The following is a 26,557-nucleotide window of genomic DNA, read 5'->3' on the forward strand; positions in this document are numbered from 1 at the left end:
GTCGATACGTTATATCGCAACGTATGTGCTATTCCCGTTCCTCAAAATACAGGAGTCTAACAAGTGAAAAAGTGGCTTGTTGCATTTGCTTCTCTGTTGGTACTAGCTGGTTGTGAAAAGCCTGCTGAGCAGATCCATCTTAGTGGCCCGACGATGGGTACTACCTACAACATCAAATATATTTCAGCTGAAGGGCAACCTTCACCTGAAGCTATTCAGACAGAAGTTGACCGCTTACTTGAAGAAGTGAACGATCAGATGTCTACTTACCGTAAAGACTCCGAGCTAAGTCGATTTAACCAGAGCGAATCTTCTGAAGCGTTTGCTGTTTCACCTCAAACCGCTACGGTTGTGAAAGAAGCGATTCGTCTTAACGGTCTTACTCTTGGTGCTCTCGACGTAACGGTAGGACCTTTAGTAAACCTATGGGGCTTTGGACCTGAAGCTCGTCCTGAGATTGTACCTACGGATGAGGAACTGGCTGCGCGTAAAGCAATGACAGGAATTCAACACCTTGCGGTTGAAGGTGACACGTTAAGCAAAGATATTCCAAACCTATATGTGGATTTGTCTACAATTGCTAAAGGCTGGGGTGTTGATGTTGTGGCTGATTACATCCAGTCTCAAGGCATCCAGAATTACATGGTAGAAGTCGGCGGTGAGATGCGTCTTAAAGGTTTAAACCGTGAAGGTGTAGCTTGGCGTATTGCTATCGAGAAGCCGTCTGTAGAAGAGCGCGCGATTCAAGAGATCATTGAGCCGGGTGATATGGCAGTGGCAACCTCAGGGGATTACCGTAACTACTTTGAGCGTGATGGAATTCGTTACTCGCACATTATTAACCCAGAAACAGGTAAGCCGATCAGTCACAAAGTGGTATCGGTAACAGTGCTAGACAAGTCTTCAATGACTGCAGATGGTCTGGCGACTGGCTTGATGGTGTTAGGTGAAGAACAAGGCATGAAGATTGCGGAAGAGAACAATATCCCTGTCTTTATGATCGTAAAAACTGAAGAGGGCTTTGACGAGCTGGCTTCATCGGCTTATAAGCCTTATATGAATAAATAATAATCCTAGTGAGCATGTCATTATGAGTACATTTTTGATTACATTTGGTGTGTTTATGGCCGTGATTGCAGCGATGTCTATCGGCTATATCATCCAGAAGAAAGTGGTAAAAGGCAGCTGTGGTGGCCTTGGTGCAGTGGGTATTGATAAAGTATGTAACTGTCCTGAACCGTGTGATGCACGTAAGAAGCGAGAAGCTCGCGAAGCGGCGCGTCAAGAAAAGCTAGCGGCATGGGAAAAAGACCGTATCGCTTAACGTTTTATAAAAACACCAGTCATTCGACTGGTGTTTTTTTTACTATTTCATCTTCGTACACTACCTGATTCCGCCCCATCTTCTTGGCAAAATAGAGCCTGTCATCGGCCAATTTTATCTGGTCGTGAATATCTCCATCAATACTACTAACGCCAACGCTAACCGTGACATTTATCGTACTACCTTGGTACTTAGCCGGTGTTTTTTCGACCCTCTGACGCATATTATCGAGTCGGGTAATGAACTCCTCTGCTGGGGCACATGACTGAATGCAAAACTCTTCACCACCGAAGCGAACAACGACATCTTCGTTGAAATAGATCTTGAGAATATTAGCGACATTTTTCAGTGCCGCGTCGCCACCATCATGGCCGAAGGAATCATTGACCTGCTTAAACAGGTCAATATCAATCATAGCGATATTACGTAGCTGGCATCCTGAGCAAGCTTGAGCAAATAAGAAGCGTCGATTCCACAAACCAGTCAGAGCATCTTGGTTAGCGAGCTTATACAGTTCATCAGTCGCTTCTTTCATGTCCAGCAGTTGATGGACACGGCAATAGAACTCTTCTTGATTGAAAGGCTTGGTTAGAAAGTCGTTGGCACCAGCTTTAAGAAACTGAGCGGTGAGAGTTTTTGATTCACTGCCAGATAAACCAATAATGGCGAGATGATTTTTATCGTAAATCTGACGCATTTCTCGGGTCATTGTAATGCCGTCTTTGACTGGCATGTCATGGTCGGTGATAACAAAAGAGATCTCTGAGCAGCGCTGCAATTTATCGAGTGCGACCTGACCATTTTCAGCTTCAGTTGTACGAATGTATTGGTGTTCTAACAATTGGGTGACATGGCGTCGGACGGTAGGCGAATCATCAACAACAAGAGCATGGTGCTTGTGGTTGTTAATCAGTCTCTTTGCCAGAGGAAACAGATAGGAAATCGACGCCATACTATCTTTAAGGATGTAATCGAGCACACCCTTAGCAATAAAACGTTCACGAGCGGTGTCATCAAAAGTCGCGGTTAAGACAATCACTTTCTGCTTATATGAAAGTGCAAGATCAATCACTTCACCGTCTTGGGCGTCGGGCAGACAGTAATCCAATACTGCAAAACGAAACTCTTTGTGTCGCTGCAGCAGCGATTCAGCCTGAGCCAAAGACTCCGCTGCGCAAACATGACAGCCTAAAGCAGTGAGTTGCTGCTTTAGGAAGTTCTGGTAAGCGCGACTGTCCTCTACTACCAAGACTCTATTGTTCAAAACCGTGACTCTTTTTATTACTTATAGAATTAATAATAATCCTATCTAGCAAACTTGCGAGTCGATTGTTGGACAATTTTTCTTCTTATTTCGGCTTTGAGAATTAGAAGTAATTTATTATACTGTATTTATATACAGTTTCGGTTAAGTGTGCAATGTGAGTAAGAAAACGCGCAAAATCATACATGTAGACATGGATTGCTTTTATGCTGCCGTAGAGATGCGTGATAACCCGTCATACAGGGGCAGACCACTCGCCGTTGGTGGACATGAGAAGCAGCGTGGAGTGTTAAGTACCTGTAATTACGAAGCGAGAAAGTTCGGTATTCGCAGTGCAATGCCTACTTCTAGAGCATTACAGTTATGCCCACAGTTACTTGTCGTACCTGGCAGGATGCACGTGTATAAAGCAGTATCAAAGCAGATCCATGCTATCTTCTCTCGCTATACCAAACTAATAGAGCCACTTTCGCTAGATGAAGCCTATCTGGACGTAACGGATTGTCTGTTACATAAAGGTTCGGCAACCTTAATCGCTCAGGCAATTCGCAATGATATTTGGAATGAGTTGAAGCTGACCGCTTCCGCAGGAATTGCTCCGATAAAGTTTCTGGCCAAAATTGCGTCTGATATGAATAAACCCAATGGCCAGTATGTGATTCCTCCAGAGCAGGTTCAGAGTGAAATAGATAAATTACCCTTGGAAAAGATCCCTGGAGTAGGCAAGGTTAGTCTGGAAAAGCTCCATCAGGCGGGACTGTATGTTGGTCTGGACATTAAAAACAGTGATTACCGCAGCTTGTTACTTAAGTTTGGTCGGCTTGGTGCATCATTGTGGAATAAGAGTCATGGCATCGATGAGCGTGAGGTTGTTGTGGAACGAGAGCGCAAGTCTGTCGGGGTAGAGCGTACTTTTGCCGAGAATATATTTACTTATGATGAGTGTTGGCGCGTTATTGAAGAGAAGTTGTTTCCGGAGCTAGAGCAGCGACTCGAAAGAGCGTCTCCAGACAAAGCGATAATAAAGCAGGGCATTAAACTTAAGTTTGCCGATTTTCAACTGACAACTATTGAGCATATTCACCCGGAACTAGAGCTTGAGTACTTCAAACAGCTACTGCATGACATTCTTAAACGTCAGCAAGGTCGAGAGATCCGTCTGCTGGGGTTGAGCGTTATGCTCAAACCCGAAGAGCAAACTAAGCAACTGAGCTTTTTTTAACTTAATTCTTCAACCCACTGTTTAACCTGAGCAAATGGCGATGTTTCAAGCTGGCCGAAACCGGCTAATGATCGCGCTTTGATCTTGGTGAGTTTTGGCGTTGCCATGCCACAAAGGAACTTAGTTTTCAGGCTTATCGATAAAGGTGAGTTTGCTTTTGTTTCTAGTTGAGTAAGCCACTCGCTTATCTGCTGCTGTTCAACCGTTTTTGCTGCCAGTTTGGGTAAAGTCGCGACGTGACCACGACACACACTACAGTGGTTACAGTTCTGAGGAGCGTTGTGATCACCAAAATACTCAGCTAGCTTTGCACTCAGGCATTGATCAGACTGGAAGAAGTCGAGTAACTGATGGATACGTCTGATATCGTTGTTCTCTTTAGTCTGAAACAGGGATGAAAGCTTGTTAGCTAAGGCATCTATCGCTTGTTGCTTTGACGAGACTCTGTACACCTCAGTCATAATCTTACTTTCTAATTCTATCCAGCCTTTCTGATGGAAGTAATTGAGCGCAGATACGGCTCTTGAACGCTCTCCCTGAAACTGTTGCCACAAGGTATCAAAGTCGACCTGACACCAGGTTCGGGCTTTAGGTGAGCTGTTAAATAGCGCAGTAACAAATTCACGACGTTGTGGATCAAACTGATTAATGATGTTCTCTTTGTCTGTCAGGAACTTAAATCGGTAGTCTGCAAAATAGCTGTATTGTGCGCTGATGATGCCTTCCATCTCCAGATAAACGAGCAAGGTTTTTAGCGGTAGCTGACGAACATTGCTTTCCGTTACCAGTCGGGGAAGGACGACTTCCCATTTAGGTGCAGAATCAACGGCTTGTTTTAGCACAAACTCGACTTCACTTGGTTCAGGCGTATCGCCGTAAATAAAGTTTTCCAGAGTACTCAGGCCGGTCTGGTTAGCCAACAACACACATTGGGATGGCTGACCATCCCGTCCAGCGCGACCAATTTCCTGTGCATAGTTCTCAATCGACTTAGGCAGATCAAAGTGAATCACTCGGCGAATATCTGACTTATCGACTCCCATTCCAAAGGCGATTGTTGCTACGATACAGTCAAGCTCGCCACGCATAAACTGAGCTTGAATGTGTTCGCGCTGTCCATTTTTCATCCCTGCATGATAGGCACTCACATTAATGCCGCTATCGCGTAGTAAATTGGCGACCTGATCAGCACTGTTTTGCAATGTTACGTAGACGATGGTGGGTAACTTTGGAGCTGATTGAACTAATTCTAACAGGGCTTGCGGCTTCTCATCATCGAGGCAAGGCGATACGGAAATGTCGAGGTTGGAGCGATAGAACCCAGTCACAACCACATCCTCGCGCTCGATGGCAAACTTGGTCTGCATATCTTCAATGACGGCATGTGTGGCGGTTGCGGTTAATAACAGTGCCTGAGGAATCTTGAGCTCTTTCAGGTAGTGGGGCAGTTTAAGGTAATCAGGACGGAAGTTGTGCCCCCACTCAGAGATACAGTGCGCTTCATCCACCACTAGCATTGAGACGGGGACCTGAGAAATAAACTGACGAAAGCGTTCGTTCTTGAGTCTTTCCACCGAGATCATTAATACCTTAATGCGACCTTGTCTGACTTGTTCCATGATGTGTAGGGTATCTTCGCGACTTTGGCTCGAATCTATCGATGCAGCAGGGATCTGCTTGCTGTTTAAGAAGGCGAGTTGGTCTTTCATCAATGCAAGTAAAGGCGAGACGACAAGCGTTAAATGGGGCAGCATCACTGCGGGTAACTGATAGCAAAGTGATTTACCTGAGCCGGTAGGAAATATTGCCGAGCAAGATTTACCCTGTAAGACTTTTTCGATTACGGCCTGTTGGCCAGAGCGAAGGGACTCGAAGCCAAAGATGTTTTTAAGGGGCTGCTGTATGTCGAATTCTAGGTTTGGGCTCATCATTCGCTTGATTCCAGTATCTTTAAGACGCAATGAACACTATTCTAGGGACATTCGTCGCAATGGAACATGGTTTTAGTATGAATAAGTTGGAGCTAAAACAAATTATTCTCGATTTGTTGGAGCAGAAATGGCAAATCGCACAAAGCTCAGTGCAGAGAGCTATTGAATCAGCAACCGATGAAGAGACGGTGCCGGAACACAAGTATGACACTTTGGCTTTGGAAGCTTCCTACCTTGCTCATGGTCAGGCAAAACGTCTACAAGAGTGTGAACAGGAAATTAGCTTGTTTAAAGAGTTGGTGATGCCACAAGAGCCTCACTGCGTGGTACTTGGTTGCTTGGTTTCGCTACTTGATGTGAACGAGCAACGTAAATGGTTTTTTATCTCCCCGTGTGCAGGTGGTTTAAAAGTGGCGGCCAGCGAAGCGACGGTCATGTTGGTCACTTTTGACTCTCCTCTGGGCAGAGCACTTAAATCTAAAAATGTTGGCGATGAAGTTATTTATCGTGTTGCTGAAGCCGAACATTGTTACGAGATAGAAACCATCAGCTGACAAACTACTCTTCATTTCTGATATTGTAGGCACCAATAATTGAGCGTGAGGTAACAATGAAAAAAGTATTACTAACATTACCTTTATTACTTTCCAGTCAAGTTTATGCAGCTCAGTGTAAAGTTGATTTAAAGAATGAGATTCACCTTAACGGTGAGCGAATTGAAATTCATCAGACAAGTGGTGACACTGCAATCGTTGATGAAAACAATAACTTAACGATCCACGGTGAAAAAATTGAGCTTGATGATAGTCAGAAACAAGCCATTGCTGAATACCGTGACAACATCAATTATTACCTACCTAGAGCGAAGAAAATCGCACAGGACGGTTTAGCTCTGGCTAACGACATAGTTGACGATGTTGCTGAAAGCTTCGACGCGCCAGAAGCGTTTGCTGGTGTGAAAGAGTCGATGAAACAGTTCTATGCCGATATTGAAGCTCGATACTACCAGAATGGTGACCTAGTGTTGCCAGCCGATAGTTTTGGCTCTTTAAGCGAGACTTGGTCAGATGATTTTGAAAAAGCTAAGGCTCTGTTTAATGAAGAGTTTATTACCAGCGCATTTGATGCAATGTCTGAGAAAATGAAGGCTGAGGGTGGTTTGAACCTGACTGAAATGGCTAACTCAATGGCGGAGCTGAAAGAGCGCATAGCACAACGTCTTGCTGAGCACGCCAGTGAAGTTGAGCAGCAAAGTGAAGAGTTTTGTGATTCTCTGGATCAAATGGCAGAGCAAGAGCAGCAGTTGCACGACAAGATCCCTCAACTGAAGGACTACCAGATCTTTACTATCTGATAAGCTAAATCTCAACAGAATCTATGATTAGTAAAAGCGCCATTGCGGCGCTTTTTTTGTTTCTGTCATCCGGATTGGTTGAATGTTGGGCAAAATCCTTGCACGTTGGTTTAACCAATTAACTTTTTTTGTTTATTCATAATATATATCGATTGTTTAGTTTTATATGGTGAATTACACTTCTGTACTAGTTAGCTAGTTCACTGGTGCGAAGTAGGTTGTATGGCACAAACAAATAACTCTCAAACACGCGAGCATTTTGGTTCTCGTCTTGGTTTCATTTTAGCGGCGGCAGGTGCGGCTGTTGGTCTGGGCAATATCTGGGGTTTCCCTACACAAGCGGCAAGTAATGGCGGTGGCGCGTTTCTACTTGTCTATCTCGTAATGATCCTTGTAGTTGCATTTCCTATGCTGGTGGTAGAGATGGCCATCGGTCGCTACGGTCAGGCTAACCCGGTTGATAGTATGCGTTCACTGACAGCTAACCCTATGGGCAAGAAGCTTGGAGCGACAGTAGGCTGGATTGGCTTAAGTGTGCCGAGTGCGGTGCTAGCGTTTTATAGTATCGTCGGCGGCTGGTTGATTTGCTTCTTGCTCGGTGCGATTACTGAAGTATTAGGTTTTGAACAGGCAACCGCTTGGTTCAAAGGCTTTAGTGTTGAACGAAACTTATTCGGGACCATTACGTTTTATGTTTTGACGGTCTTAATTGTTCAGGGCGGCGTAAAGCAAGGCATTGAAAAATGGTCGACACGTCTGATGCCAGCCCTGTTTGTTCTGTTTGGTCTTTTGTTTATCTACATTATGACTCAGAACGGTGCAATGGAAGGCCTTAAACACTACCTGATCCCTGACTTTGACAAAGTGATGGATCGTAAGCTTATCTTAGCGGCAATGGGGCAAGGCTTCTTTTCTCTGACCATAGGTGGTTGTTCAATGCTTATTTATGGCTCTTACCTAAGTAAGAAGGAGAGCTTGCCGAAGATGGCTATGAACGTCACTTTAGTCGATACTGCAGTTGCCTTTATTGCTGGTTTGGTTGTTATGCCCGCGATGTTTGTCGCAATGCAGAAGGGTGTGCAGATTTATGCTGAAGATGGGTCGTTGCTGAGTTCGGATACACTTGTTTTTACTGTACTGCCTTTGATGTTTGATAGCTTAGGTCTGCTTGGGCAGTTGTTTGCAATCGTCTTCTTCTTACTGCTCACGATCGCTGCATTAACTTCTTCGATTTCGATGCTTGAGTGTCCGGTAGCCTTAGTAAGCGAACGCTTCAACACTGAACGTAAAACCACAAGCTGGGTGCTAGGCGGACTGATAGCCCTGTTCAGCATCGTTATAGTGTTTAACTTTGGCGCTATGTTCGGGGCGGTAGCGACCATCGCTACTCAGTATTTACAGCCTGCAGCTGCACTACTGTTCTGCCTGTTTGGTGGCTGGGTGTGGAGCCGAAACAGCAAGATCAAAGAGCTGCAACAGGGGTGCCCTGAGTTTACTCAAGGATGGTTTGGCAAATTATGGCCAACTTACGTCAAGTTTGTGTGTCCAGTGTTAGTGGCCACCGTGATATGGGCATCATTTGGTTAACAGCCAAACGACAGATAGTAAAAAGCCCGTATAGTGATATGCGGGCTTTTGGCTTTCACAGCTTCATTTTACTGAGCTGGAGCGTTCATTTGACCAGTTGTCAAAGGATCAACATCAAGGTCAGTGACCTCTTCTATGAACTCTTCAACCACTTGCTCGACTTCTTCATCATCTTGGTCAAAGTAAGCAAGGTGGAAGATTGCGTCACCTTCATTGACCAGTGGTAGTGTCTGCTGACCGATAACAATACCGCCTTTACGAGCGGTTAGCTCGATCTCACTGTGGCCTAATGGCGCACTGATGTAGGCAAGTACTTGTCCTTTCTCTACTTTTTCACCCAGAGTCACAACAGTACGTAAAATACCGTCGCTCTCTGCGCGAAGCCAGCTAGTGGACTTAGCAATAACTGGTGTTGGAAGCTTTTTACGGCTCGAACGCAGCATGCCAATAGCTTGCATTACACGCTGAACACCAATAAAACCAGCACTGATGCAAATTGGCTCAAAGCGTAATGCTTCACCAGCTTCATAAGTCAGAACCGGAATGCCCAGGCGTTCTGCTTCGCTACGCAGAGAACCATCACGTAGTGGAGCATCGACTATCACTGGCGTAGCGAACGCCTGAGCAATACGAAGCGTCTCTGGGTTACTTAAATCCGCACGAATCTGCGGTAAGTTGGTACGGTGAATTGCACCAGTATGTAAGTCCAGAATGTAATCACAGCGCTTTGCTACCTGAGAGAAAAAAGTGTTCGCCATGCGTGAAGCAAGAGAACCTTTTTCACTGCCCGGGAAGCAGCGGTTTAAATCGCGTCTGTCTGGTAGATAGCGCGATTTATGAATAAAGCCAAACACGTTAACGATAGGTACAGCGATCACGGTCCCTTTGAGCTTGTCAGCATCAATGGTGTTGATCAGTTGTCGCACAATTTCAACGCCGTTGAGCTCATCGCCATGGATAGCAGCGTTGACCATAAGCACTGGCCCCGCTTGCTTACCGTTGATAATCTCAACCGGAATCGATAATGGTGAATGGGTATAAAGCTTGGCAGCTTCTAACTCAATGACCTTACGTTCTCCCGGTGAGACTGACTCACCGAGAAATTCAAACACGCTATTCTTTTTAGCCTTTGCCACGAGTTTTAGTCCTTTTACTTGCCGCATTTTTCTCAATGAATTCGACAATCATTCCAGCAATGTCTTTACCAGTTGCGGCCTCAATACCTTCAAGACCTGGAGATGAGTTTACTTCCATGACTAATGGACCACGGTCTGATCTTAGGAGATCAACCCCAGCCACATTTAGACCCATTATTTTCGCTGCTGCTACCGCTGTGCGGCGTTCTTCCGGAGTAATTTTAACCAGAGATGCGCTACCGCCACGGTGTAGGTTAGAGCGGAACTCACCTTCTGCACCTTGACGTTTCATCGCTGCAATAACTTTATCACCCAGAACAAAACAACGAATATCCGCGCCGCCAGCTTCTTTGATGTATTCCTGCACCATGATGTTGGCTTTCAGGCCCATGAAGGCTTCAACAACACTTTCAGCTGCTTTACGCGTTTCTGCTAGTACAACCCCGATGCCTTGAGTACCTTCAAGTAGCTTGATCACAACTGGGGCACCACCAACCATGTCTAGTAGATCTTTGACATCGTCTGGTTTGCTTGCAAAGCCAGTGATCGGCATACCAATGCCTTTACGTGATAGCAACTGCATTGAACGCAACTTGTCACGTGAGCGTGTAATCGCCACCGATTCGTTAACCGGGTATACACCCATCATTTCGAATTGACGCAATACTGCAGTACCGTAAAAGGTAACAGATGCACCGATTCGAGGAACAATCGCGTCAAAGCCAGATAGCTCTTCACCTTTGAAGTGAATTTCTGGTTTTTCTGAGTTGATATTCATATAACAACGTAGCGCATCAATCACTTTAACTTCGTGACCACGGTTTTGAGCCGCTTCAATTAGGCGCTTAGTTGAGTAAAGGTTCGCGTTGCGAGACAGAATACCAATTTTCATTATTTGTTTTCCTCGAAAGGGACTAAAAACGATTCTACAGGGTCGACGATGATGCGGTTGTGCATTGCTGTTCGACCTAATAACATGCGAAATGCCATGTTTTCACGATTAGTTAAAGTAATTTCGATTGGCCAACTTTCTCCGCCAATTCTCAATTCTGACTCGATGACATAGCGTGATTCTTCATGTCCACCTGAATCACGTACGATGCGCTCGTCAATTACTTTAGCTTCACATACAGTTTCAATATCCGTGTTATGTTGCATTGGGTGGATCCAGAATCTAACCCAAAGAGCTTCGTCCTTCTTAAAGCTCTCTACTTTGAATGCGTGTAAGCATGAGGTCCTGGCTCCGGTATCGATTTTTGCATTAATTTCTTCAATACCTAAACCCGGCAGGCTAAGAGTTTCTCGCCAACCTACTAATAGTTTTTCTTTCATCGCAGTAACAATATATTTAGAGAGAATTTAAGATGCTCTAGTGATGCGAGCATCCCCGACATAACACGGTGACTACCGATTATATGGCTTGAAGAGGGTATTAGAATGTACCCTAAGGCGCTTCAAGGACGGCGACTGTAGCAACCATGTTCTAGTGTGACTAACGAAAAAAAATATTCGTCACAACAAAATATTTTTATCAAACATTAGTACAAGATACAAAAAAAGCCAGCTAATGCGAGCTGGCTTTTTTGATTAGTTTTTCTAATGATTTGTGGGTGGGCTACTTGTTTGGAATTGCCTCAAGTAATGCCACCATTTGATCCCAGAAAAGCGCGACAGTATCGATCTTCACTTTCTCATCAGGAGAGTGAGGGAACTTAATCGTTGGGCCGAAAGAAACCATATCCATGTTCGGGTAAGGTTCTTTGAACAGACCACATTCCAGACCTGCGTGAATAACCATGATGTTTGGTTTATGACCGTAGATACCTTCATACATGTCACGGAAAATTGCCATGATTTCTGAGTCAGCATCAGGTTTCCAACCAGGATACGCACCAGAGAATTCGATGTTTGCACCTGCAAGGTCTGCCACTGAAGTCAGCATGCCTTCAACCTGTTGACGGCCAGAGTCGATCAGTGAACGAACCAGACACAGTACGTTGATACGGTTCTCTTCAGTAGTCACGACACCTACGTTCAGAGAGGTTTCTACAACACCTTCAATTTCATCGCTCATGCGAATCACGCCGTTTGGACAAGCGTTTAGTGCTGCGATAAAGCGTTGTTGATCTGCAATAGACAGCGCCTGAGCATCTGTTTCAATTGATTGATTAAAAGAGACGATGTCTGTTTCTACTTTACCTAGCTCAGTTTTTAGCAGGTTAGTGTAGAACTCGAAAAGCTCAGCCAGCTTAGCTTCATTCTCTGCAGGAACAGCAACGGTAACGAAAGCCTCACGAGGGATTGCGTTGCGCAGGCTACCACCACGGAATTCTACCAGACGAAGATCAAGTTCCTGAGCGTGGCCAGCTAAGAAGCGAGCAAGGAGCTTGTTTGCGTTGCCGCGACCTGTGTGAATATCACAGCCAGAGTGGCCGCCCTTTAGTCCTTTCAGAATAAGTTGGCGAGTTACAAGACCAGCGGGGATTGCTTCGCGAGTAATATCGAATGCCATCTCACCATCAATGCCGCCAGCACAACCCATGTAGACTTCGCCTTCCTGCTCAGAGTCAGTATTAAGAAGGATGTCGCCTTCTAGCCAACCCTCTTGCAGACCAAATGCGCCAGTCATACCTGCTTCTTCATCAATAGTAAGCAGAACTTCAATTGGACCATGCTTGATTTCAGTTGAAGCCAGTACCGCTAAACAAGAAGCCATGCCAATGCCGTTATCAGCACCTAGCGTTGTTCCTTTTGCCGTTACCCATTCACCGTCGATGTATGGCTGGATAGCGTCTTTTTCGAAATCATGATCAGTGTCTTCATTCTTCTGAGGCACCATATCGATATGCGCCTGGAGAACGACACCTTTCTTGTTTTCCATGCCTGGTGTAGCAGGCTTCTTGATAAATACGTTACCAGTTGGATCACGACGAACATCTAAGCCTTGCTCTGTAGCCCAGTTAACAATGTACTGTGCCAGGGCTTCTTCATGTTTTGAAGGGTGAGGAATAGAACAGATCTTATCGAAAAACTGCCATAGTGGAGCAGGTGATAAGTTGCTGATTTCAGAATGGAATTCAGACACGGATGACTCCTTATTGAGAATAATGCCAGATCTTATGATTTATAATCTAAATATATCGGAAGATTAATCTGCATCTGGCCTATTAAGTAGAGGCACAGAATATCACTCCCAGAGTCGAGGGTGTAGCGAAACAACCTCTGAAATGTTTCGTTGTTATCACAGATTATAGATTTGCTGCGATCGCCTTATGTGGCTAGGTTCTTATGTGATTGTAGGAAAACAAACTCAAAGGCTGATAATTCTGTAATTAAATTACGAAAATATAATGATCTTAATCAAGTTTTAAACTTTTTGTGACTTTTGTCACTTTTGTGCTTGTAATTAATTTTCTTTGGGGTATATTTATAACCAACTTCGAAAGCGAAGAGAAAATGCTCAAAGGATGAGTCCGATTTGTCGCCTCCAAGGAACCGAGAAATCAATATTTGTTATCTGTTTTAATTGATTTAGAAGGTGATGTTATGAAAGGTTTACCAAGTGCAGCGTTCTGGCTAAACAGCTCTGTTTACACAGGCAGCTTTACTTACCCAACAAGCTTCGGTTACTAACCACAAGCTTGTCACTCTCGAACAGTTTGTTCACCCCTATTATTGGAATTTTTTACGGCTCCTAATAGCTGACATGATTCAACCGCCACTCAATATGAGTGGCGTTTTTTTATCTGCTGCATATCTCCCCAAAAACTTCGTGGTTTATCGCTATCACTCAAAGTCTTCGTTTTTTATTCGTGTAAACACATACTATTTAGAGCTGATATCGCTAAATTGACGCTGAAAGTTTACGACATAGTGCAAAAAAACATCTTTTTGAAAATATCGGCAATTTCAACCTTAATGACTGATATGGAAGAAAAAATCACACCTACCTCCCAATGTCTTTTGTTTGAAATGTCACTTCATAGTAAGAAATATTGATTAGAGTCATAATTCTATCTGGAATTTACTATTTGATGACTTTATAATTCGAGCCAATCGATTACGCAACCGTTTACTTTTTACCCTTTTAGGATTCGATCATGTTCGAAAAACTGTTCAAGCTCAGTGAGAACGGCACTAACGTTAAAACTGAGATTATCGCCGGTATTACCACTTTCCTGACGATGGCTTACATCATTTTTGTAAACCCAGCAATGCTAGCTGACGCAGGTATGGATAAAGGTGCTGTGTTTGTAGCGACCTGTCTTGCAGCAGCAATTGGCTGTTTTATCATGGGCTTTGTTGCTAACTACCCAATTGCACTAGCTCCAGGTATGGGCTTGAATGCCTTCTTTACCTACGGTGTGGTTTTAGGCATGGGCCACTCTTGGCAAGTAGCGCTAGGTGCGGTGTTTGTCTCAGGTATTATCTTCATGGCGTTGAGTGTTTTTAAGATCCGTGAGTGGATTATTAACTCAATCCCAATGGCACTGCGTACCGGTATCTCCGCAGGTATCGGTCTTTTCCTGGCTTTCATTGGTCTGCAAAACTCAGGTATCGTCGTTGATAACCCAGCAACGCTAGTTGGTCTTGGTCATATCACTGGCTTACAACCAGCACTTGCTGCACTAGGTTTCTTCCTGACGATCGGTCTGGTATATCGCGGCGTTCGTGGTGCGGTAATGATTGCAATCCTGATTATCACAGCTCTTGGCTTGATGCTTGGTGACGTTCAGTGGGGCGGTATCATGTCTACTCCACCAAGCGTAGCGCCAACGTTTATGCAGATGAATATTGCTGACGTATTTGAAGTCGGTATGATTTCAGTGGTATTCGCATTCCTTTTTGTTGACCTGTTTGACACTGCTGGCACGTTAGTTGGCGTAGCGAGCAAAGCTAACCTTATTAAAGAAGATGGAAAACTACCTCGCCTGAGCAAAGCACTTCTTGCTGACTCAACGGCTACTTCTGTGGGTGCGATGATCGGTACTTCAAGTACTACATCATATGTTGAATCGACAGCGGGTGTTGCAGCTGGTGGCCGTACTGGTCTGACTGCGGTTGTTGTTGGTGTGATGTTCCTGTTAGCGCTGTTCTTCTCGCCATTAGCAGGAATGATTCCAGCGTACGCAACAGCTGGCGCGCTATTCTATGTCGCTATTCTGATGATGTCTGGCCTGGTAAGCGTAGACTGGCGTGACCTAACGGAAGCGGCTCCAGTCGTTGTGACTTGTTTACTGATGCCTCTGACTTACTCTATTGCTGAAGGCATTGCACTTGGCTTTATCTCTTACGCTGCGATCAAACTACTAAGTGGTAAAGGTCGTGATGTATCCATTAGCGTTTGGGTTCTATCTGCAGTATTTATCATTAAGTATCTTGTCGCTTAAACAACTAAGCTAGTGATTTCGTTCGCTAGTTAGCTACAAATGCACTATTTTTCGCCATAACAGCGCAACTGTTATGGCGATTATTTTTGTAATTGGGAGATATTCCCCATTGGTATTGTAAGACGCATCCGTTAAAATAATCGTTTGCGTAGCTTTTCCCCAGACATGTCTGGTGCAATCGTCCTGAGTTTCTCGACGCGTTGCTGGGATGCAGATTTTAAAAATTATTAGGTTATTACAATGAGTAAAAAATTCATCATCACTTGGGACCAAATGCACACACTTTGTCGCGAACTGGCTGAAAAACAGATGCCAGCAGAGCAGTGGAAAGGTATTTGGGCAGTGAGCCGTGGCGGTCTTGTTCCTGGTGCAATCCTTGCCCGTGAACTGGGTATTCGTCATGTTGATACTATCTGTATCTCTAGCTACGATCATGATCACCAGCGTGATATGACAGTAGTTAAAGCACCAGAGGGTGACGGTGAAGGTTTCCTAATCGTTGAAGACCTAGTAGACAGTGGTGACACAGCGCGTAAATTGCGTGAAATGTACCCGAAAGCAAAACTGATTGCAGTTTGTGCTAAGCCTGCAGGTGTTGAACTGCTGGATGACTACGTAGTGGATATCGCTCAGGACACATGGATTGAGCAACCTTGGGATATGTCAATTCAGTACATTGAGCCAATCAACCGCAAGCAAAAGTAGTCGCCAGATTGATAACTCGGCAAATTATTGATGAATGACCCTTTATTGGGTCATTTTTTTTATTACTATTTAGGAAATGATTTTAATTAGGTTGTATTAATGTCCGAGGAAGTCAGTAAGAATCTCTCAGAAACGCTCTTTGCTAACCATAAACAGGCAAGAGAGACTTCTGCGTTGACCCAGTATATGCCAACGAGCGAGAGCTTCTTAGAAGAGAAACAGCAGCAAGATGGTTACAAATGGTACCGTAACCTACGCCGTATGCAGTGGGCTTGGCAGGGATTAGACCCTATCGAAATAGAAGCAGTACTGGCAAAAATTGCCGCCTCGAAGCACTCACGCACTCATGATGACTGGCTAGATACCGTGATGGGCTATCACAGTGGTAACTGGACCTATGAGTGGACAAAGCTTGGCATGCTGCATCAGAAGCGTTCACATAAATTGAAGGGAGAAGCGGCTGCAGATGAAATGTTTAATGCATCACTCTGTTTTAGCATAGCTGGTTACCCACACCTTAAAAATGATCGCCTTGCTACCCAGGCACAGGTGCTAGCCAGCAATGCCTACGCTGAAGCGAGCAAAAAGACCGGCTACATTGTTAAGCGAATCGAAGTTCCTTATCAAAACAAGAAGATCGTTGCTCACTTGCACCTAACCAGTACTGAGAAGCCTCAACCGGTCGTTATGGTTAGTGCAGGATTAGACAGCTTGCAAACGGATCTATGGAGTTTATTCCGTGATCATCTGGCGAAGAAAAACATCGCCATGCTGACTGTCGACATGCCTTCTATTGGTCACAATGTGCACTGGAACCTGACCGAGGATTCTTCGTGTTTGCATCAGGTCGTTCTAAATGAACTGTACAGTATTCCTTGGGTTGATCATCATCGAGTGGGTTTAATCGGTCTTCGTTTTGGCGGTAACGCTATGGTGCGTTTGTCGTTTATGGAGCAGGATAAGATCAAAGCCTGTGTCTCGTTAGGTGCGCCCATTCACGATGTTCTGTCATCGCCAGCTAAGTTAAAGCAAATGCCTAAGATGTATCTGGATGTACTGGCTTCACGCTTAGGTAAGAGTGCCGTTGATATTAACAGTCTTGCGGGTCAGTTGATGGCGTGGTCATTAAAAGTTCAGGGGATTCTATCGAATCGTAAGACTCGCGTGCCAATCCTGGCAATGAGTTTAGAGAATGATCCGGTCTCACCATTTAGTGACAATCAGCTGGTAGCACTTTTTAGTGACTACGGTAAAGCAAAGAAAATTACTGCTAAGACAATTACACAAGGCTATGAGCAATCCCTCGATTTAGCGATAAAGTGGTTGGAGGACGAGCTAATTAGATGACATTTTTGGTAATTTAGACAACACTTAAACATATCGACTACCCAGACTTTTAAGTCCTGACGAGTGGTCGATAAAAATAAGTCAATGAATATGGAGATTCATATGTCTGAACCGACGAAAAGTCCAACGCACTACCGTTTGTTATCTACCCTAAGAGCTATTGGTCCTTATTTACGAGAAGCACAGAGCACCGATAGCTTATATATCTTTGATTGTTTATCTGTCTGTGTGAACGACAAAAAATCACCGGAACAACGTGAGTTTTGGGGCTGGTGGTTAGAGCTTGAGAAAAATGAAGATCTGTTTGAAGCGCGCTATCGCACTGGTCTGTATGACGTGACAGGTGAGTGGCAAGAAAAAGCGTTGCCTAAAAAAGCGGTCGAAGATGTCACCAGAACTCAGGAAGCCTTCCACCAAAAGCTATTAGAAACACTGGAAAAGGAATTCGCCATACCAGTGGAAATGCATAAAGAGTCGGTTGAATTCGTCTAATTTTCCCTGCTTATCATCTCTGTTGACCAAAAAGGCGCTTTTTAGCGCCTTTTCTGCTTGTGAATTTGCCATTTGATTGCTAAAACATCAGGTCTAATCGATCTTACTCGCACAAAGCATAGAGTTGGATTGTGAGGGTTTTTATTTATTTCATAGTAGAAAGGCAATGAATCAAGAAAGCGGAAAAGCATCACAGTCTCAGACAGTGGTGGTGAAATTAGGTACAAGTGTTTTAACAGGTGGCACGCTAGCGTTAGATCGAGCTCATATGGTTGAGTTAGTTCGTCAGTGTGCAGAACTTAAAAAGCAAGGCCATTCAGTTGTGATGGTTTCGTCTGGCGCAATTGCAGCAGGACGCGAACACTTAGGATACCCCGCACTGCCCAACTCAATGGCCAGCAAGCAGTTATTGGCTGCCGTTGGTCAAAGTCAGCTGATTCAGACTTGGGAGTCATTGTTTGCTATCTATGGACTAAAAATTGGCCAAATGCTGCTAACCCGTGCTGATTTAGAAGACCGTGAACGTTTCCTAAACGCGCGTGACACCATCAATGCTCTGGTTGAAAACGATATTATTCCAGTAGTGAATGAAAATGATGCTGTAGCAACCAGTGAAATCAAAGTTGGTGACAATGATAACTTGTCAGCTTTGGTTGGCATTCTGTGTGGTGCAGACAAGCTATTACTTCTGACTGACCAGAAAGGTCTGTTTACTGCTGATCCTCGCAAAGACCCAAATGCTGAGTTGATCAAAGAAGTAAAAACCATTGATGACACCCTGCGTAAAATTGCGGGTGGCAGTGGTACAACGCTAGGTACTGGCGGTATGGCGACTAAGCTGCAGGCTGCTGATATTGCTCGTCGCGCAGGTATTGAAGTGATTATTGCCGCGGGTAGTGCGCCAAACGTAGTGTTCGACTCTTTAGGCGAGCAGCCACAAGGCACACGCTTCCTGCCTTGTGCCGAAGCACTAGAAAACCGCAAGCGTTGGATTCTTGCAGGACCTGCTGCGTCTGGTGATATCGTCATTGATGATGGTGCGGTGAATGCCGTGGTAGGTAAAGGCAGTAGCTTACTGGCTAAAGGTTTGACCAAGGTTAGTGGAGAGTTTGCTCGTGGCGACGTCGTTCGCGTGACTGATGTTAAAGGCAAACTGGTTGCACGTGGTATCGCAAGTTACTCCAGCCAGGATATGGCGAAGATCGTTGGTAAGCACAGTAAAGATATTATTGGAATACTCGGGTACGACTACGGCAACGAAGTACTGCACCGTGATGATATGGTCGTAATCCAAGAATAAGGAAAGAGAAAGTGGAACTGATTTCTATGGGTGTCGCTGCTAAAGAAGCGGCGTTCCAACTAGCGACTGCTTCAACAGCGCAAAAAAACCAGGCATTGGCAATTATTGCTGATGAATTAGAAGCCAATGCGGAAACCATTTTAGCCGCTAACGCAAAAGATATTGCTCAAGGTCGCGAAGCGGGTATGACTGATGCTTTACTTGACCGCCTACTTCTTAATGAAGAGCGTTTAGCTGGTATCGCGAATGACGTACGTAATGTGATCAGTCTTAATGACCCGGTTGGTAGTGAGCTAGACAGTAAGGTACTGGAAAACGGTATGACTCTGTCTCGCCGTCGCGTACCTCTTGGTGTTGTTGGTGTTATCTACGAAGCTCGTCCGAACGTAACCATCGATATTGCAGCTCTGTGCCTTAAAACCGGAAACGCGAGTATTCTTCGTGGCGGTAAAGAGACCTTCTTCTCTAACATGGAGTTAGTTAAGGTTATCCAATCTGCATTAGCGAAAGCTGAGCTTCCTGCAGCATCGGTACAGTACATTGAAAAACCAGATCGTGAACTGGTTTCTCAGTTGCTAAAACTGGATGATTACGTGGATATGATTATTCCTCGTGGTGGTGCTGGTCTACACAAAATGTGTAAAGAAAACAGCAATATCCCCGTGATTATTGGTGGCTTCGGTATTAGCCATATCTTTGTTGATGAAAGTGCAGATTTAGTTAAGTCTCTCGACGTTGTGGAGAACTCAAAAGTCCAGCGACCTTCAGCATGTAATGCACTTGATACTTTGCTAGTACACGAGAAGGTGGCGGCTGAGTTCTTGCCAATGCTGGTTGAGCGTATGAACGACCAGGTGACATTTGTGGTTGAGTCTAGTGCAAAACCGTTTATGAGCGCTGCCAAGCAGCAACGCGATGCGGCAGAGGGTGACTTCGATACTGAGTGGTTGAGCTACACACTAGGTGTGAAGGTGGTTGCTGATGTTAAACAAGCCATTGACCATATGCGTGTCCACAATGCTAGCCACTCAGATGCGATTATGACTAATAGCCTGGTTAACTCGGAGCTATTTATTAACTCAGCTGGTTCTGCGGCGGTATACGTTAACGCGTCAACTCGTTTCACTGATGGTGCTCAGTTTGGTTTAGGTGCCGAAGTAGCGGTATCAACACAGAAACTGCACGCTCGTGGCCCTATGGGTCTTGAAGAGCTAACCAGCTACAAATGGGTTGGTAAAGCTAACTACTTGCCGCGCAGTTAACAAATCTCGGCAAACATTGATTGAAAAAGGGGCTAACTAGCCCCTTTTACTTTTCTTAAGAATACTTAATCCGCTAAACTGTCTGTCACTTATATGGAGGTGATATGCATTGTCCTTTTTGCTCTGAGAACGATACTAAAGTAATTGATTCTCGTTTGGTTGCCGATGGCCATCAGGTTCGTCGCCGCAGACAGTGTCTTGCGTGTAGTGAACGTTTCACAACATTTGAAACCGCTGAACTGGTGATGCCTCGTGTGATCAAATCTAATGGAAACCGCGAACCATTTAACGAAGATAAAATGGTCGGGGGCCTTCAGCGCGCACTTGAGAAACGTCCGGTAAGTGCTGATGCAGTCGATGTTGCCATCAGTATGATTAAGTCACAACTCCGTGCGACAGGTGAACGTGAGGTGCCTAGCGAGATGATTGGTAACCTGGTCATGGATCAGCTCAAAGAGCTCGACAAAGTCGCCTATATTCGTTTCGCCTCTGTTTACCGCAGCTTCGAAGATATTCGAGAGTTTGGTGAAGAGATTGCACGACTAGAAGACTAAAGGCTGCACTCAATGACCACCTTTACCTCTCAGGATTTTAAAATGATGTCTCGGGCTATTGAGTTAGCAAAAGGAGGCATCTATACCACGGCGCCTAACCCTAATGTTGGCTGCGTTATAACTCGCGATGGTGAGATAGTTGGTGAAGGTTTTCACTATCGAGCCGGAGAGCCCCACGCCGAAGTTCATGCGCTACGTATGGCCGGTGAAAAGTCTGTCGGTGCGACTGCTTATGTTACTCTGGAGCCTTGCTCACATTACGGCAGAACCCCTCCGTGTGCAGAGGGTCTGATTAAAGCCAAGGTCGCTAAAGTTATCTGTGCGATGCAAGACCCCAATCCACAAGTGGCGGGACGAGGCATTCAGATGCTGCGTGACGCGGGTATTGAAGTCGAAGTCGGTCTGCTGGAGCAAGATGCTATTAACCTCAATCCTGCGTTTATCAAGCGCATGAAGACAGCCATGCCATTTGTTCAGTTGAAAATGGCAGCCAGCCTGGATGGACAAACAGCATTGGCCAACGGCCAGAGCCAGTGGATTACCTCGTCAAAAGCGCGCCAGGACGTACAAAAATATCGTGCACAAAGCGGCGCGATTCTCTCGACCAGCAAAACCGTTATTGATGATAACGCATCACTCAATGTTCGCTGGGATGATCTACCTCAATCGGTGCAGAGTCACTATCCTGAGCAGCAACTGCGTCAGCCTGTACGAGTGATTCTCGATAGACAAGGCCTGTTAACTCCGGAGTTAAAGCTGTTTAACACTGAAGGTGGACGCTTAATTGTTGCAGAGCAGGGCGATGTAGAACTGCAGTTAAACACCGAGCATCAAGTCGATTTGAGAGCGACATTCGCTGATTTAGCCAACAAACATAATATCAATCACTTATGGGTTGAGGCCGGAGCAACGCTGGCATCGAGCCTGATTAAAGCTGATCTGGTTGACGAACTCGTGCTCTACTTAGCGCCTAAAATTATGGGTAGCGATGGCAGAGGGTTGCTGGGCGCACTTGGTCTTGAGTCAATGGCCGAGGTTATTGAGCTCGATATAAAAGATATTAGACAGGTGGGAAGTGATATCCGTATTGTTGCCACCATAGTAAAGAAAGAAATGTAATCATGTTTACAGGTATTGTAGAAGCAGTTGGTACGCTGACTGCTATCACGCCGAAGGGCGAAGATATTAGTGTGACGGTAGACGTCGGCAAGCTCGATATGAGCGATGTAAAACTCGGCGATAGTATCGCGACAAATGGCGTTTGTTTGACTGTGGTAGAGTTCAACTCAACCAGTTATAGCGCAGACCTGTCATTGGAAACTCTTGATAAGACAGGTTTTACTGACTATTCAGCAGGCGACAAGGTTAACCTTGAAAAAGCAATGCTGCCAACCACCCGGTTTGGTGGTCATATCGTTTCTGGTCACGTCGACGGTGTCGGTGAAATTGTAGAGCGTAATATGGTTGGCCGAGCGATCGAGTTCTGGGTTTCGATGCCTGGTGATATCGCGAAATATGTTGCTGAAAAAGGCTCGATTACCGTCGACGGTATTAGCCTGACGGTCAACGCTCTGCGTAAAAACCAATTTAAGCTCACTATTGTGCCTCACACTGGTGAAGAAACGACAATTGCTGACTTTCAGGTTGGCCGCAAGGTGAACCTTGAAGTGGATGTGTTGGCTCGTTACATGGAGCGCTTACTGACTAGTCGCGAAGAGCAACAACCAGAATCCAGCATTACCATGGAATTTTTACAGCAAAATGGATTTGCCTAGGTCTGGTGTTGAGCCGACCGAATTAATTAGCCGCTAGAAGCCAAGATAGGAATACAAAAATGCCAATTAGTACGCCACAAGAAATTATTGATGATATTCGCCTGGGTAAGATGGTTATCCTGATGGATGACGAAGACCGTGAAAACGAAGGCGATTTAATTATGGCTGCGGAGCATGTCACTCCAGAAGCGATTAACTTTATGGCGACTCATGGCCGTGGTTTGATCTGCCTAACCATGACAAAAGAGCGTTGTGAGCGTCTGGGTCTACCGCCTATGGTGCAAGACAATAATGCTCAGTACACGACTAACTTTACTGTCTCGATTGAAGCGGCAGAGGGTGTGACAACGGGTATTTCAGCCGCAGACCGTGCGCGTACCGTGCAGGCTGCAGTAGCGAAAGAAGCTAAGGCTGCAGACTTGGTTCAGCCTGGTCATATCTTCCCATTAGCGGCTCAAGAGGGCGGGGTACTAACGCGTGCTGGTCATACAGAAGCTGGCTGTGATTTAGCTCGTCTGGCTGGTTTAGAACCTTCAGGTGTTATTGTTGAGATCCTTAATGATGATGGCACTATGGCTCGACGTCCAGATTTGGAAATCTTTGCTGAAAAGCACGATATCAAACTGGGTACCATTGCTGACCTGATTGAATACCGCAACAATACTGAAACGACGATTGAGCGCGTTGCTGAATGTAAGCTACCGACGGAGTTTGGTGAGTTTAATCTGGTGACTTTCCGCGACACGATCGATAACCAAATTCACTACGCGCTATGCAAAGGCGATCTTGACGGTGAGGCGCCACTTGTTCGTGTTCACTTGCAAGATACCTTTACCGACCTTCTGCACAGTGACCGTAATGCCGAACGCAGCTGGACTCTGGATGCGGCGATGAAGCGTATTGGCAAAGACGGTGGTGTGTTGGTTATTCTGGGTAATGAAGAGTCAACGGATCTTCTTATCCATCGCGTTAAGATGTTTGAAGCGCAAGACAAAGGTCAGGCACCGACTCTGGCCAAGAAACAAGGCACGTCACGTCGTGTTGGTGTGGGTTCACAGATCCTTGCTGACCTTGGTGTTCACGATATGCGTCTGCTGTCATCAACGAACAAGAAGTACCACGCGTTGGGCGGCTTTGGCCTGAATGTCGTCGAGTATATTTGCGAGTAATTTGCCTCGCCTAACGACGTCAATTATCCAACTGAAGGCCTCACTGTGATTGTGGGGCCAAAAATTTCGTACCAGATAAATGCTTTAGCTGTCAGGTACGAGTTCTGTTAAATTTCTATTAGATATTGCTCACAGATTTGTGCTAGAATCCGGCGATTCTCACTTGATGAACATAGTTAAAGGAAGGCTTATGAAAGTGATCGAGGGTGGCTTCCCAGCGCCAAACGCAAAAATTGCTATCGTTATTTCTCGTTTCAACAGTTTTATTAACGAAAGTCTATTGTCTGGTGCAATCGATACTTTAAAGCGTCATGGTCAAGTAAGCGAAGACAACATTACTGTTGTTCGCTGTCCTGGTGCTGTAGAGCTTCCACTTGTTGCTCAGCGCGTAGCTAAAACAGGTAAATACGATGCGATCGTATCACTTGGTACAGTAATTCGTGGCGGTACACCACACTTTGACTATGTTTGTAGTGAATGTAACAAAGGTCTTGCACAAGTGTCTCTGGAATACAGTCTTCCAGTAGCATTTGGTGTTCTGACCGTTGATACAATTGACCAAGCAATTGAGCGCGCAGGAACCAAGGCTGGTAATAAAGGTGCAGAGGCTGCACTAAGCGCACTTGAGATGATTAACGTTCTTTCAGAAATCGATTCCTAATGGGGGCCAGTGTGAAACCAGCCGCACGTCGTAATGCACGTCGATTCGCTCTACAAGCGATCTACTCTTGGCAAATTACTAAAGAAAATGTTGCTACGATCGAGGAGCAGTTTTTGTCAGGTGGTAAGTATGATGAAGAAGAACATCATGCATCAGAGCCTGCACTATCTACTCCAGACACAGACGTTGCATACTTCCGTGACCTACTAACAGGTGTTGTGCTAAGTCACACAGAACTAGATAGTAAGATTCGTCCATACACAGCCCGCCCAATGCAAGATTTGGACATGATGGAGCTAGCGCTTCTTCGTTTGGCTATGTACGAAATGACGCGTCGTGAAGATGTACCTTACAAAGTGGTAATCAATGAAGCGATTGAACTTGCAAAAGTGTTCGCGGCAGAAGAAAGCCATAAGTTTGTTAATGGTGTGCTAGATAAAGCAGCACCCCATGTACGTAAGAAATAATCGATTTTGATTATAAAAAGGTCAGCATATGCTGACCTTTTTTATGTCCAAACACTCAATAATTTAACGGTCATAGTATGTCTGGTGAATTTAATCTGATTGAAAAGTATTTTGTTAACCGTCAAAAGCAGCGCAAAGACGTTGTTCTTGCTGCTGGTGATGATTGTGCCCTGGTTAAGGTACCGGAAAACCTCTCTGTCGCGATCAGCACTGATACCCTTGTTGCCGGGACTCACTTCCTCTCTCAAGCAGACCCTGCATGGGTTGCTCATAAAGCTCTCGCCTCTAACATTAGTGACCTTGCAGCGATGGGAGCGACGCCAAGTTGGGTGTCTCTTGCCTTAACGATGCCTGAACCTGATGAAGCCTGGCTCGCGCCTTTCTGTAATGCATTTTTTGAGCTGGCGGATTACTACGGCATACAGCTGATTGGTGGTGATACCACTAAAGGACCGTTAAGCATTACTTTAACCGTTCAGGGTTTGGTTGATGCAGATAAAGCGTTGCGCCGGGACGGAGCGCAGGTTGGAGACTGGGTCTACGTTAGCGGAGATCTGGGGGACAGCAAAGCTGGTCTGGACGTTGTGTTAGATAACAGTTTGCGTAGTAAACCTTTTGCCGGGCAACTGGAAAAACGTCATTATCTGGCGACACCAAGAGTGCTGGTTGGTCAGGCGTTACTCAATCTGGCCAGTTCTGCCATCGATATTTCTGACGGCCTGATATCTGATATCAAACATATATTGCAGCGCTCTCAGGTTGGGGTAAGCCTTGACGTTGCTCAGCTTCCTGTTTCTAATGAACTGATTCAGTTCGTAGGTAGCACTACGGCCGCCCAGCAATACGCTTTAACGAGTGGTGAAGAGTATGAACTTTGCTTCACCGTGCCTGAGCAGAACAAGGGCTCAATTGAAAGTGCACTGGCGCATTGTGGCGCTAAGATCACATGTATCGGACAAATTCGCCCTCAGGGTACTTTTGAATTGCATAATAATGGCAAACCAATCGACTGGCACCTAAGCGGCTACGATCACTTTAAGTAAGATATAACCAGCTATGACAAATCCTCTTTCTCTCATCTCTTTAAAAAATCCATGGCACTTACTGGCAACGGGATTCGGTAGTGGTTTGTCGCCACTTGTACCCGGAACCATGGGAACACTGGCAGCAATCCCGTTTTATCTGCTGTTAGTGCAACTGCCGTTACCGCTCTATATCATCGCTGTCGTTACCTCTTGCATCCTTGGTATTAAGATTTGTCAGGTAACGTCAGATGATATGGGGGTCCACGATCACGGCTCTATTGTTTGGGATGAGTTTGCTGGTTTTTGGATTACCATGCTGGTGGTGCCGCTATTTAATTTATCTGCATTTGACTGGAAATGGCTGCTGACAGGTTTTGTTCTGTTCCGTTTCTTCGATATGGTAAAACCGTGGCCAATTGGCTGGCTGGATAAACGAGTACACGGTGGACTTGGCATTATGCTCGATGACATTGTTGCTGGTGTAATGGCTGGTGTGGCGCTTTATCTGGTGGGTAAGTACGCGGGCTGGCTTGTTTAAAGATTCGAGACCGGGCTTCGCCCTACGAGATGTTAGAACGCTTCGCTTCGAGAT

The 26,557-nt window shown here is 45.3% G+C and carries 26 protein-coding genes; 20 read left to right on the plus strand and 6 right to left on the minus strand.

Features of this window, described 5'->3' with window-relative positions:
- Positions 1-63: 63 nt before the first annotated feature.
- Positions 64-1,068, plus strand: a complete 1,005-nt coding sequence (locus tag RH46_RS03365; RefSeq protein ID WP_006878000.1) for an FAD:protein FMN transferase — start codon at positions 64-66, stop codon at positions 1,066-1,068.
- Between the two features lie 22 nt (positions 1,069-1,090).
- Positions 1,091-1,324 carry a (Na+)-NQR maturation NqrM gene (gene nqrM, locus RH46_RS03370; protein WP_006878001.1) on the plus strand — a complete coding sequence of 78 codons (234 nt, stop codon included), beginning with the start codon at positions 1,091-1,093 and terminating at the stop codon, positions 1,322-1,324.
- Positions 1,325-1,343: 19 nt separating this feature from the next.
- Here nqrM and RH46_RS03375 read toward each other — a convergent pair whose 3' ends face one another.
- Complete coding sequence (locus RH46_RS03375) at positions 1,344-2,588, minus strand: GGDEF domain-containing response regulator (protein ID WP_006878002.1); 1,245 nt, start codon at positions 2,586-2,588, stop codon at positions 1,344-1,346.
- Between the two features lie 157 nt (positions 2,589-2,745).
- On the opposite strand from RH46_RS03375, the gene dinB reads away from it, so the two are divergent.
- Positions 2,746-3,810, plus strand: a complete 1,065-nt coding sequence (gene dinB / locus RH46_RS03380; protein ID WP_040895013.1) for a DNA polymerase IV — start codon at positions 2,746-2,748, stop codon at positions 3,808-3,810.
- Here the strand turns inward: dinB and RH46_RS03385 are convergent.
- Complete coding sequence (locus RH46_RS03385; protein WP_006878004.1) at positions 3,807-5,741, minus strand: RecQ family ATP-dependent DNA helicase; 1,935 nt, start codon at positions 5,739-5,741, stop codon at positions 3,807-3,809. The two genes, dinB and RH46_RS03385, sit on opposite strands and share 4 nt — an antisense overlap.
- A gap of 77 nt (positions 5,742-5,818) precedes the next feature.
- Between RH46_RS03385 and RH46_RS03390 the strand changes: the two genes are divergently transcribed.
- The 3 genes from RH46_RS03390 to RH46_RS03400 all read left to right on the plus strand — a co-directional run bounded on the left by RH46_RS03390 (position 5,819) and on the right by RH46_RS03400 (position 8,682).
- A complete protein-coding gene (locus RH46_RS03390) occupies positions 5,819-6,295 on the plus strand; it encodes a GreA/GreB family elongation factor (protein ID WP_040895016.1) in 477 nt (158 codons plus the stop codon).
- Positions 6,296-6,351: 56 nt separating this feature from the next.
- A complete protein-coding gene (locus RH46_RS03395; RefSeq protein ID WP_006878006.1) occupies positions 6,352-7,095 on the plus strand; it encodes a YggN family protein in 744 nt (247 codons plus the stop codon).
- 222 nt (positions 7,096-7,317) lie between these two features.
- Positions 7,318-8,682, plus strand: a complete 1,365-nt coding sequence (locus RH46_RS03400; RefSeq protein ID WP_006878007.1) for a sodium-dependent transporter — start codon at positions 7,318-7,320, stop codon at positions 8,680-8,682.
- A 68-nt stretch (positions 8,683-8,750) separates the two neighbouring features.
- Here the strand turns inward: RH46_RS03400 and RH46_RS03405 are convergent, their stop codons facing one another.
- The 4 genes from RH46_RS03405 to RH46_RS03420 all read right to left on the minus strand — a co-directional run bounded on the left by RH46_RS03405 (position 8,751) and on the right by RH46_RS03420 (position 12,903).
- The gene (locus RH46_RS03405; RefSeq protein WP_040895018.1) at positions 8,751-9,845 is read right to left on the minus strand and encodes a succinylglutamate desuccinylase/aspartoacylase family protein; all 1,095 of its coding nucleotides are present in this window, start codon (positions 9,843-9,845) and stop codon (positions 8,751-8,753) included.
- The gene (rimK, locus tag RH46_RS03410) at positions 9,805-10,710 is read right to left on the minus strand and encodes a 30S ribosomal protein S6--L-glutamate ligase (RefSeq protein ID WP_006878009.1); all 906 of its coding nucleotides are present in this window, start codon (positions 10,708-10,710) and stop codon (positions 9,805-9,807) included. The genes RH46_RS03405 and rimK overlap by 41 nt, the downstream gene beginning before the upstream one ends.
- On the minus strand, positions 10,710-11,150 hold the full coding sequence (locus tag RH46_RS03415) for an ATP-dependent zinc protease family protein (RefSeq protein ID WP_006878010.1): 441 nt from the start codon (positions 11,148-11,150) through the stop codon (positions 10,710-10,712). The genes rimK and RH46_RS03415 overlap by 1 nt, the downstream gene beginning before the upstream one ends.
- Before the next feature lie 283 nt (positions 11,151-11,433).
- Entirely contained in the window at positions 11,434-12,903 is a 1,470-nt protein-coding gene (locus RH46_RS03420; RefSeq protein WP_006878011.1) for an aminoacyl-histidine dipeptidase, read from the minus strand.
- A 1,015-nt stretch (positions 12,904-13,918) separates the two neighbouring features.
- On the opposite strand from RH46_RS03420, the gene RH46_RS03425 reads away from it, so the two are divergent.
- From RH46_RS03425 to pgpA, 14 genes are all read left to right on the plus strand, one after another.
- On the plus strand, positions 13,919-15,208 hold the full coding sequence (locus RH46_RS03425; protein ID WP_006878013.1) for an NCS2 family permease: 1,290 nt from the start codon (positions 13,919-13,921) through the stop codon (positions 15,206-15,208).
- A 240-nt stretch (positions 15,209-15,448) separates the two neighbouring features.
- The gene (gene gpt / locus RH46_RS03430; RefSeq protein WP_004744887.1) at positions 15,449-15,913 is read left to right on the plus strand and encodes a xanthine phosphoribosyltransferase; all 465 of its coding nucleotides are present in this window, start codon (positions 15,449-15,451) and stop codon (positions 15,911-15,913) included.
- A gap of 99 nt (positions 15,914-16,012) precedes the next feature.
- The gene (frsA, locus tag RH46_RS03435) at positions 16,013-17,260 is read left to right on the plus strand and encodes an esterase FrsA (protein WP_006878014.1); all 1,248 of its coding nucleotides are present in this window, start codon (positions 16,013-16,015) and stop codon (positions 17,258-17,260) included.
- Between the two features lie 102 nt (positions 17,261-17,362).
- Positions 17,363-17,752, plus strand: a complete 390-nt coding sequence (crl, locus tag RH46_RS03440) for a sigma factor-binding protein Crl (protein WP_006878015.1) — start codon at positions 17,363-17,365, stop codon at positions 17,750-17,752.
- Between the two features lie 166 nt (positions 17,753-17,918).
- Positions 17,919-19,052 (plus strand): glutamate 5-kinase, encoded by a 1,134-nt coding sequence (gene proB, locus RH46_RS03445; RefSeq protein WP_006878016.1) that lies wholly within the window; start codon positions 17,919-17,921, stop codon positions 19,050-19,052.
- Between the two features lie 11 nt (positions 19,053-19,063).
- Positions 19,064-20,314, plus strand: a complete 1,251-nt coding sequence (locus RH46_RS03450) for a glutamate-5-semialdehyde dehydrogenase (protein ID WP_006878017.1) — start codon at positions 19,064-19,066, stop codon at positions 20,312-20,314.
- Between the two features lie 104 nt (positions 20,315-20,418).
- Positions 20,419-20,868 carry a transcriptional regulator NrdR gene (gene nrdR / locus RH46_RS03455; protein WP_006878018.1) on the plus strand — a complete coding sequence of 150 codons (450 nt, stop codon included), beginning with the start codon at positions 20,419-20,421 and terminating at the stop codon, positions 20,866-20,868.
- Between the two features lie 12 nt (positions 20,869-20,880).
- Entirely contained in the window at positions 20,881-21,987 is a 1,107-nt protein-coding gene (ribD, locus tag RH46_RS03460) for a bifunctional diaminohydroxyphosphoribosylaminopyrimidine deaminase/5-amino-6-(5-phosphoribosylamino)uracil reductase RibD (RefSeq protein ID WP_006878019.1), read from the plus strand.
- 2 nt (positions 21,988-21,989) lie between these two features.
- Positions 21,990-22,643, plus strand: coding sequence for a riboflavin synthase (locus RH46_RS03465; protein ID WP_006878020.1), 654 nt, complete (start codon positions 21,990-21,992; stop codon positions 22,641-22,643).
- A gap of 59 nt (positions 22,644-22,702) precedes the next feature.
- Positions 22,703-23,812, plus strand: coding sequence for a bifunctional 3,4-dihydroxy-2-butanone-4-phosphate synthase/GTP cyclohydrolase II (gene ribBA / locus RH46_RS03470; protein ID WP_006878021.1), 1,110 nt, complete (start codon positions 22,703-22,705; stop codon positions 23,810-23,812).
- A gap of 190 nt (positions 23,813-24,002) precedes the next feature.
- Positions 24,003-24,473, plus strand: coding sequence for a 6,7-dimethyl-8-ribityllumazine synthase (gene ribH / locus RH46_RS03475; RefSeq protein ID WP_005440184.1), 471 nt, complete (start codon positions 24,003-24,005; stop codon positions 24,471-24,473).
- A complete protein-coding gene (gene nusB / locus RH46_RS03480) occupies positions 24,473-24,940 on the plus strand; it encodes a transcription antitermination factor NusB (protein ID WP_005473507.1) in 468 nt (155 codons plus the stop codon). The genes ribH and nusB overlap by 1 nt, the downstream gene beginning before the upstream one ends.
- A 77-nt stretch (positions 24,941-25,017) precedes the next feature.
- The gene (thiL, locus tag RH46_RS03485; RefSeq protein ID WP_006878022.1) at positions 25,018-25,983 is read left to right on the plus strand and encodes a thiamine-phosphate kinase; all 966 of its coding nucleotides are present in this window, start codon (positions 25,018-25,020) and stop codon (positions 25,981-25,983) included.
- Positions 25,984-25,996: 13 nt separating this feature from the next.
- The gene (gene pgpA / locus RH46_RS03490; RefSeq protein ID WP_006878023.1) at positions 25,997-26,503 is read left to right on the plus strand and encodes a phosphatidylglycerophosphatase A; all 507 of its coding nucleotides are present in this window, start codon (positions 25,997-25,999) and stop codon (positions 26,501-26,503) included.
- Positions 26,504-26,557: the final 54 nt, after the last annotated feature.

It is taken from the genome of Vibrio brasiliensis LMG 20546, from assembly GCF_000189255.1.
Classification (GTDB): domain Bacteria; phylum Pseudomonadota; class Gammaproteobacteria; order Enterobacterales; family Vibrionaceae; genus Vibrio; species Vibrio brasiliensis.

Coding starts and splice junctions, on each gene's coding strand:
- nqrM (WP_006878001.1), top strand. CDS start 1,091: ATGAGTACATTTTTGATTACATTTGGTGTGTTTATGGCCGTGATTGCA.
- RH46_RS03385 (WP_006878004.1), bottom strand. CDS start 5,741: ATGATGAGCCCAAACCTAGAATTCGACATACAGCAGCCCCTTAAAAAC.
- RH46_RS03390 (WP_040895016.1), top strand. CDS start 5,819: ATGAATAAGTTGGAGCTAAAACAAATTATTCTCGATTTGTTGGAGCAG.
- RH46_RS03395 (WP_006878006.1), top strand. CDS start 6,352: ATGAAAAAAGTATTACTAACATTACCTTTATTACTTTCCAGTCAAGTT.
- RH46_RS03400 (WP_006878007.1), top strand. CDS start 7,318: ATGGCACAAACAAATAACTCTCAAACACGCGAGCATTTTGGTTCTCGT.
- RH46_RS03405 (WP_040895018.1), bottom strand. CDS start 9,845: ATGCGGCAAGTAAAAGGACTAAAACTCGTGGCAAAGGCTAAAAAGAAT.
- rimK (WP_006878009.1), bottom strand. CDS start 10,710: ATGAAAATTGGTATTCTGTCTCGCAACGCGAACCTTTACTCAACTAAG.
- RH46_RS03415 (WP_006878010.1), bottom strand. CDS start 11,150: ATGAAAGAAAAACTATTAGTAGGTTGGCGAGAAACTCTTAGCCTGCCG.
- RH46_RS03425 (WP_006878013.1), top strand. CDS start 13,919: ATGTTCGAAAAACTGTTCAAGCTCAGTGAGAACGGCACTAACGTTAAA.
- gpt (WP_004744887.1), top strand. CDS start 15,449: ATGAGTAAAAAATTCATCATCACTTGGGACCAAATGCACACACTTTGT.
- frsA (WP_006878014.1), top strand. CDS start 16,013: ATGTCCGAGGAAGTCAGTAAGAATCTCTCAGAAACGCTCTTTGCTAAC.
- crl (WP_006878015.1), top strand. CDS start 17,363: ATGTCTGAACCGACGAAAAGTCCAACGCACTACCGTTTGTTATCTACC.
- proB (WP_006878016.1), top strand. CDS start 17,919: ATGAATCAAGAAAGCGGAAAAGCATCACAGTCTCAGACAGTGGTGGTG.
- nrdR (WP_006878018.1), top strand. CDS start 20,419: ATGCATTGTCCTTTTTGCTCTGAGAACGATACTAAAGTAATTGATTCT.
- ribD (WP_006878019.1), top strand. CDS start 20,881: ATGACCACCTTTACCTCTCAGGATTTTAAAATGATGTCTCGGGCTATT.
- RH46_RS03465 (WP_006878020.1), top strand. CDS start 21,990: ATGTTTACAGGTATTGTAGAAGCAGTTGGTACGCTGACTGCTATCACG.
- ribBA (WP_006878021.1), top strand. CDS start 22,703: ATGCCAATTAGTACGCCACAAGAAATTATTGATGATATTCGCCTGGGT.
- ribH (WP_005440184.1), top strand. CDS start 24,003: ATGAAAGTGATCGAGGGTGGCTTCCCAGCGCCAAACGCAAAAATTGCT.
- nusB (WP_005473507.1), top strand. CDS start 24,473: ATGGGGGCCAGTGTGAAACCAGCCGCACGTCGTAATGCACGTCGATTC.
- thiL (WP_006878022.1), top strand. CDS start 25,018: ATGTCTGGTGAATTTAATCTGATTGAAAAGTATTTTGTTAACCGTCAA.
- pgpA (WP_006878023.1), top strand. CDS start 25,997: ATGACAAATCCTCTTTCTCTCATCTCTTTAAAAAATCCATGGCACTTA.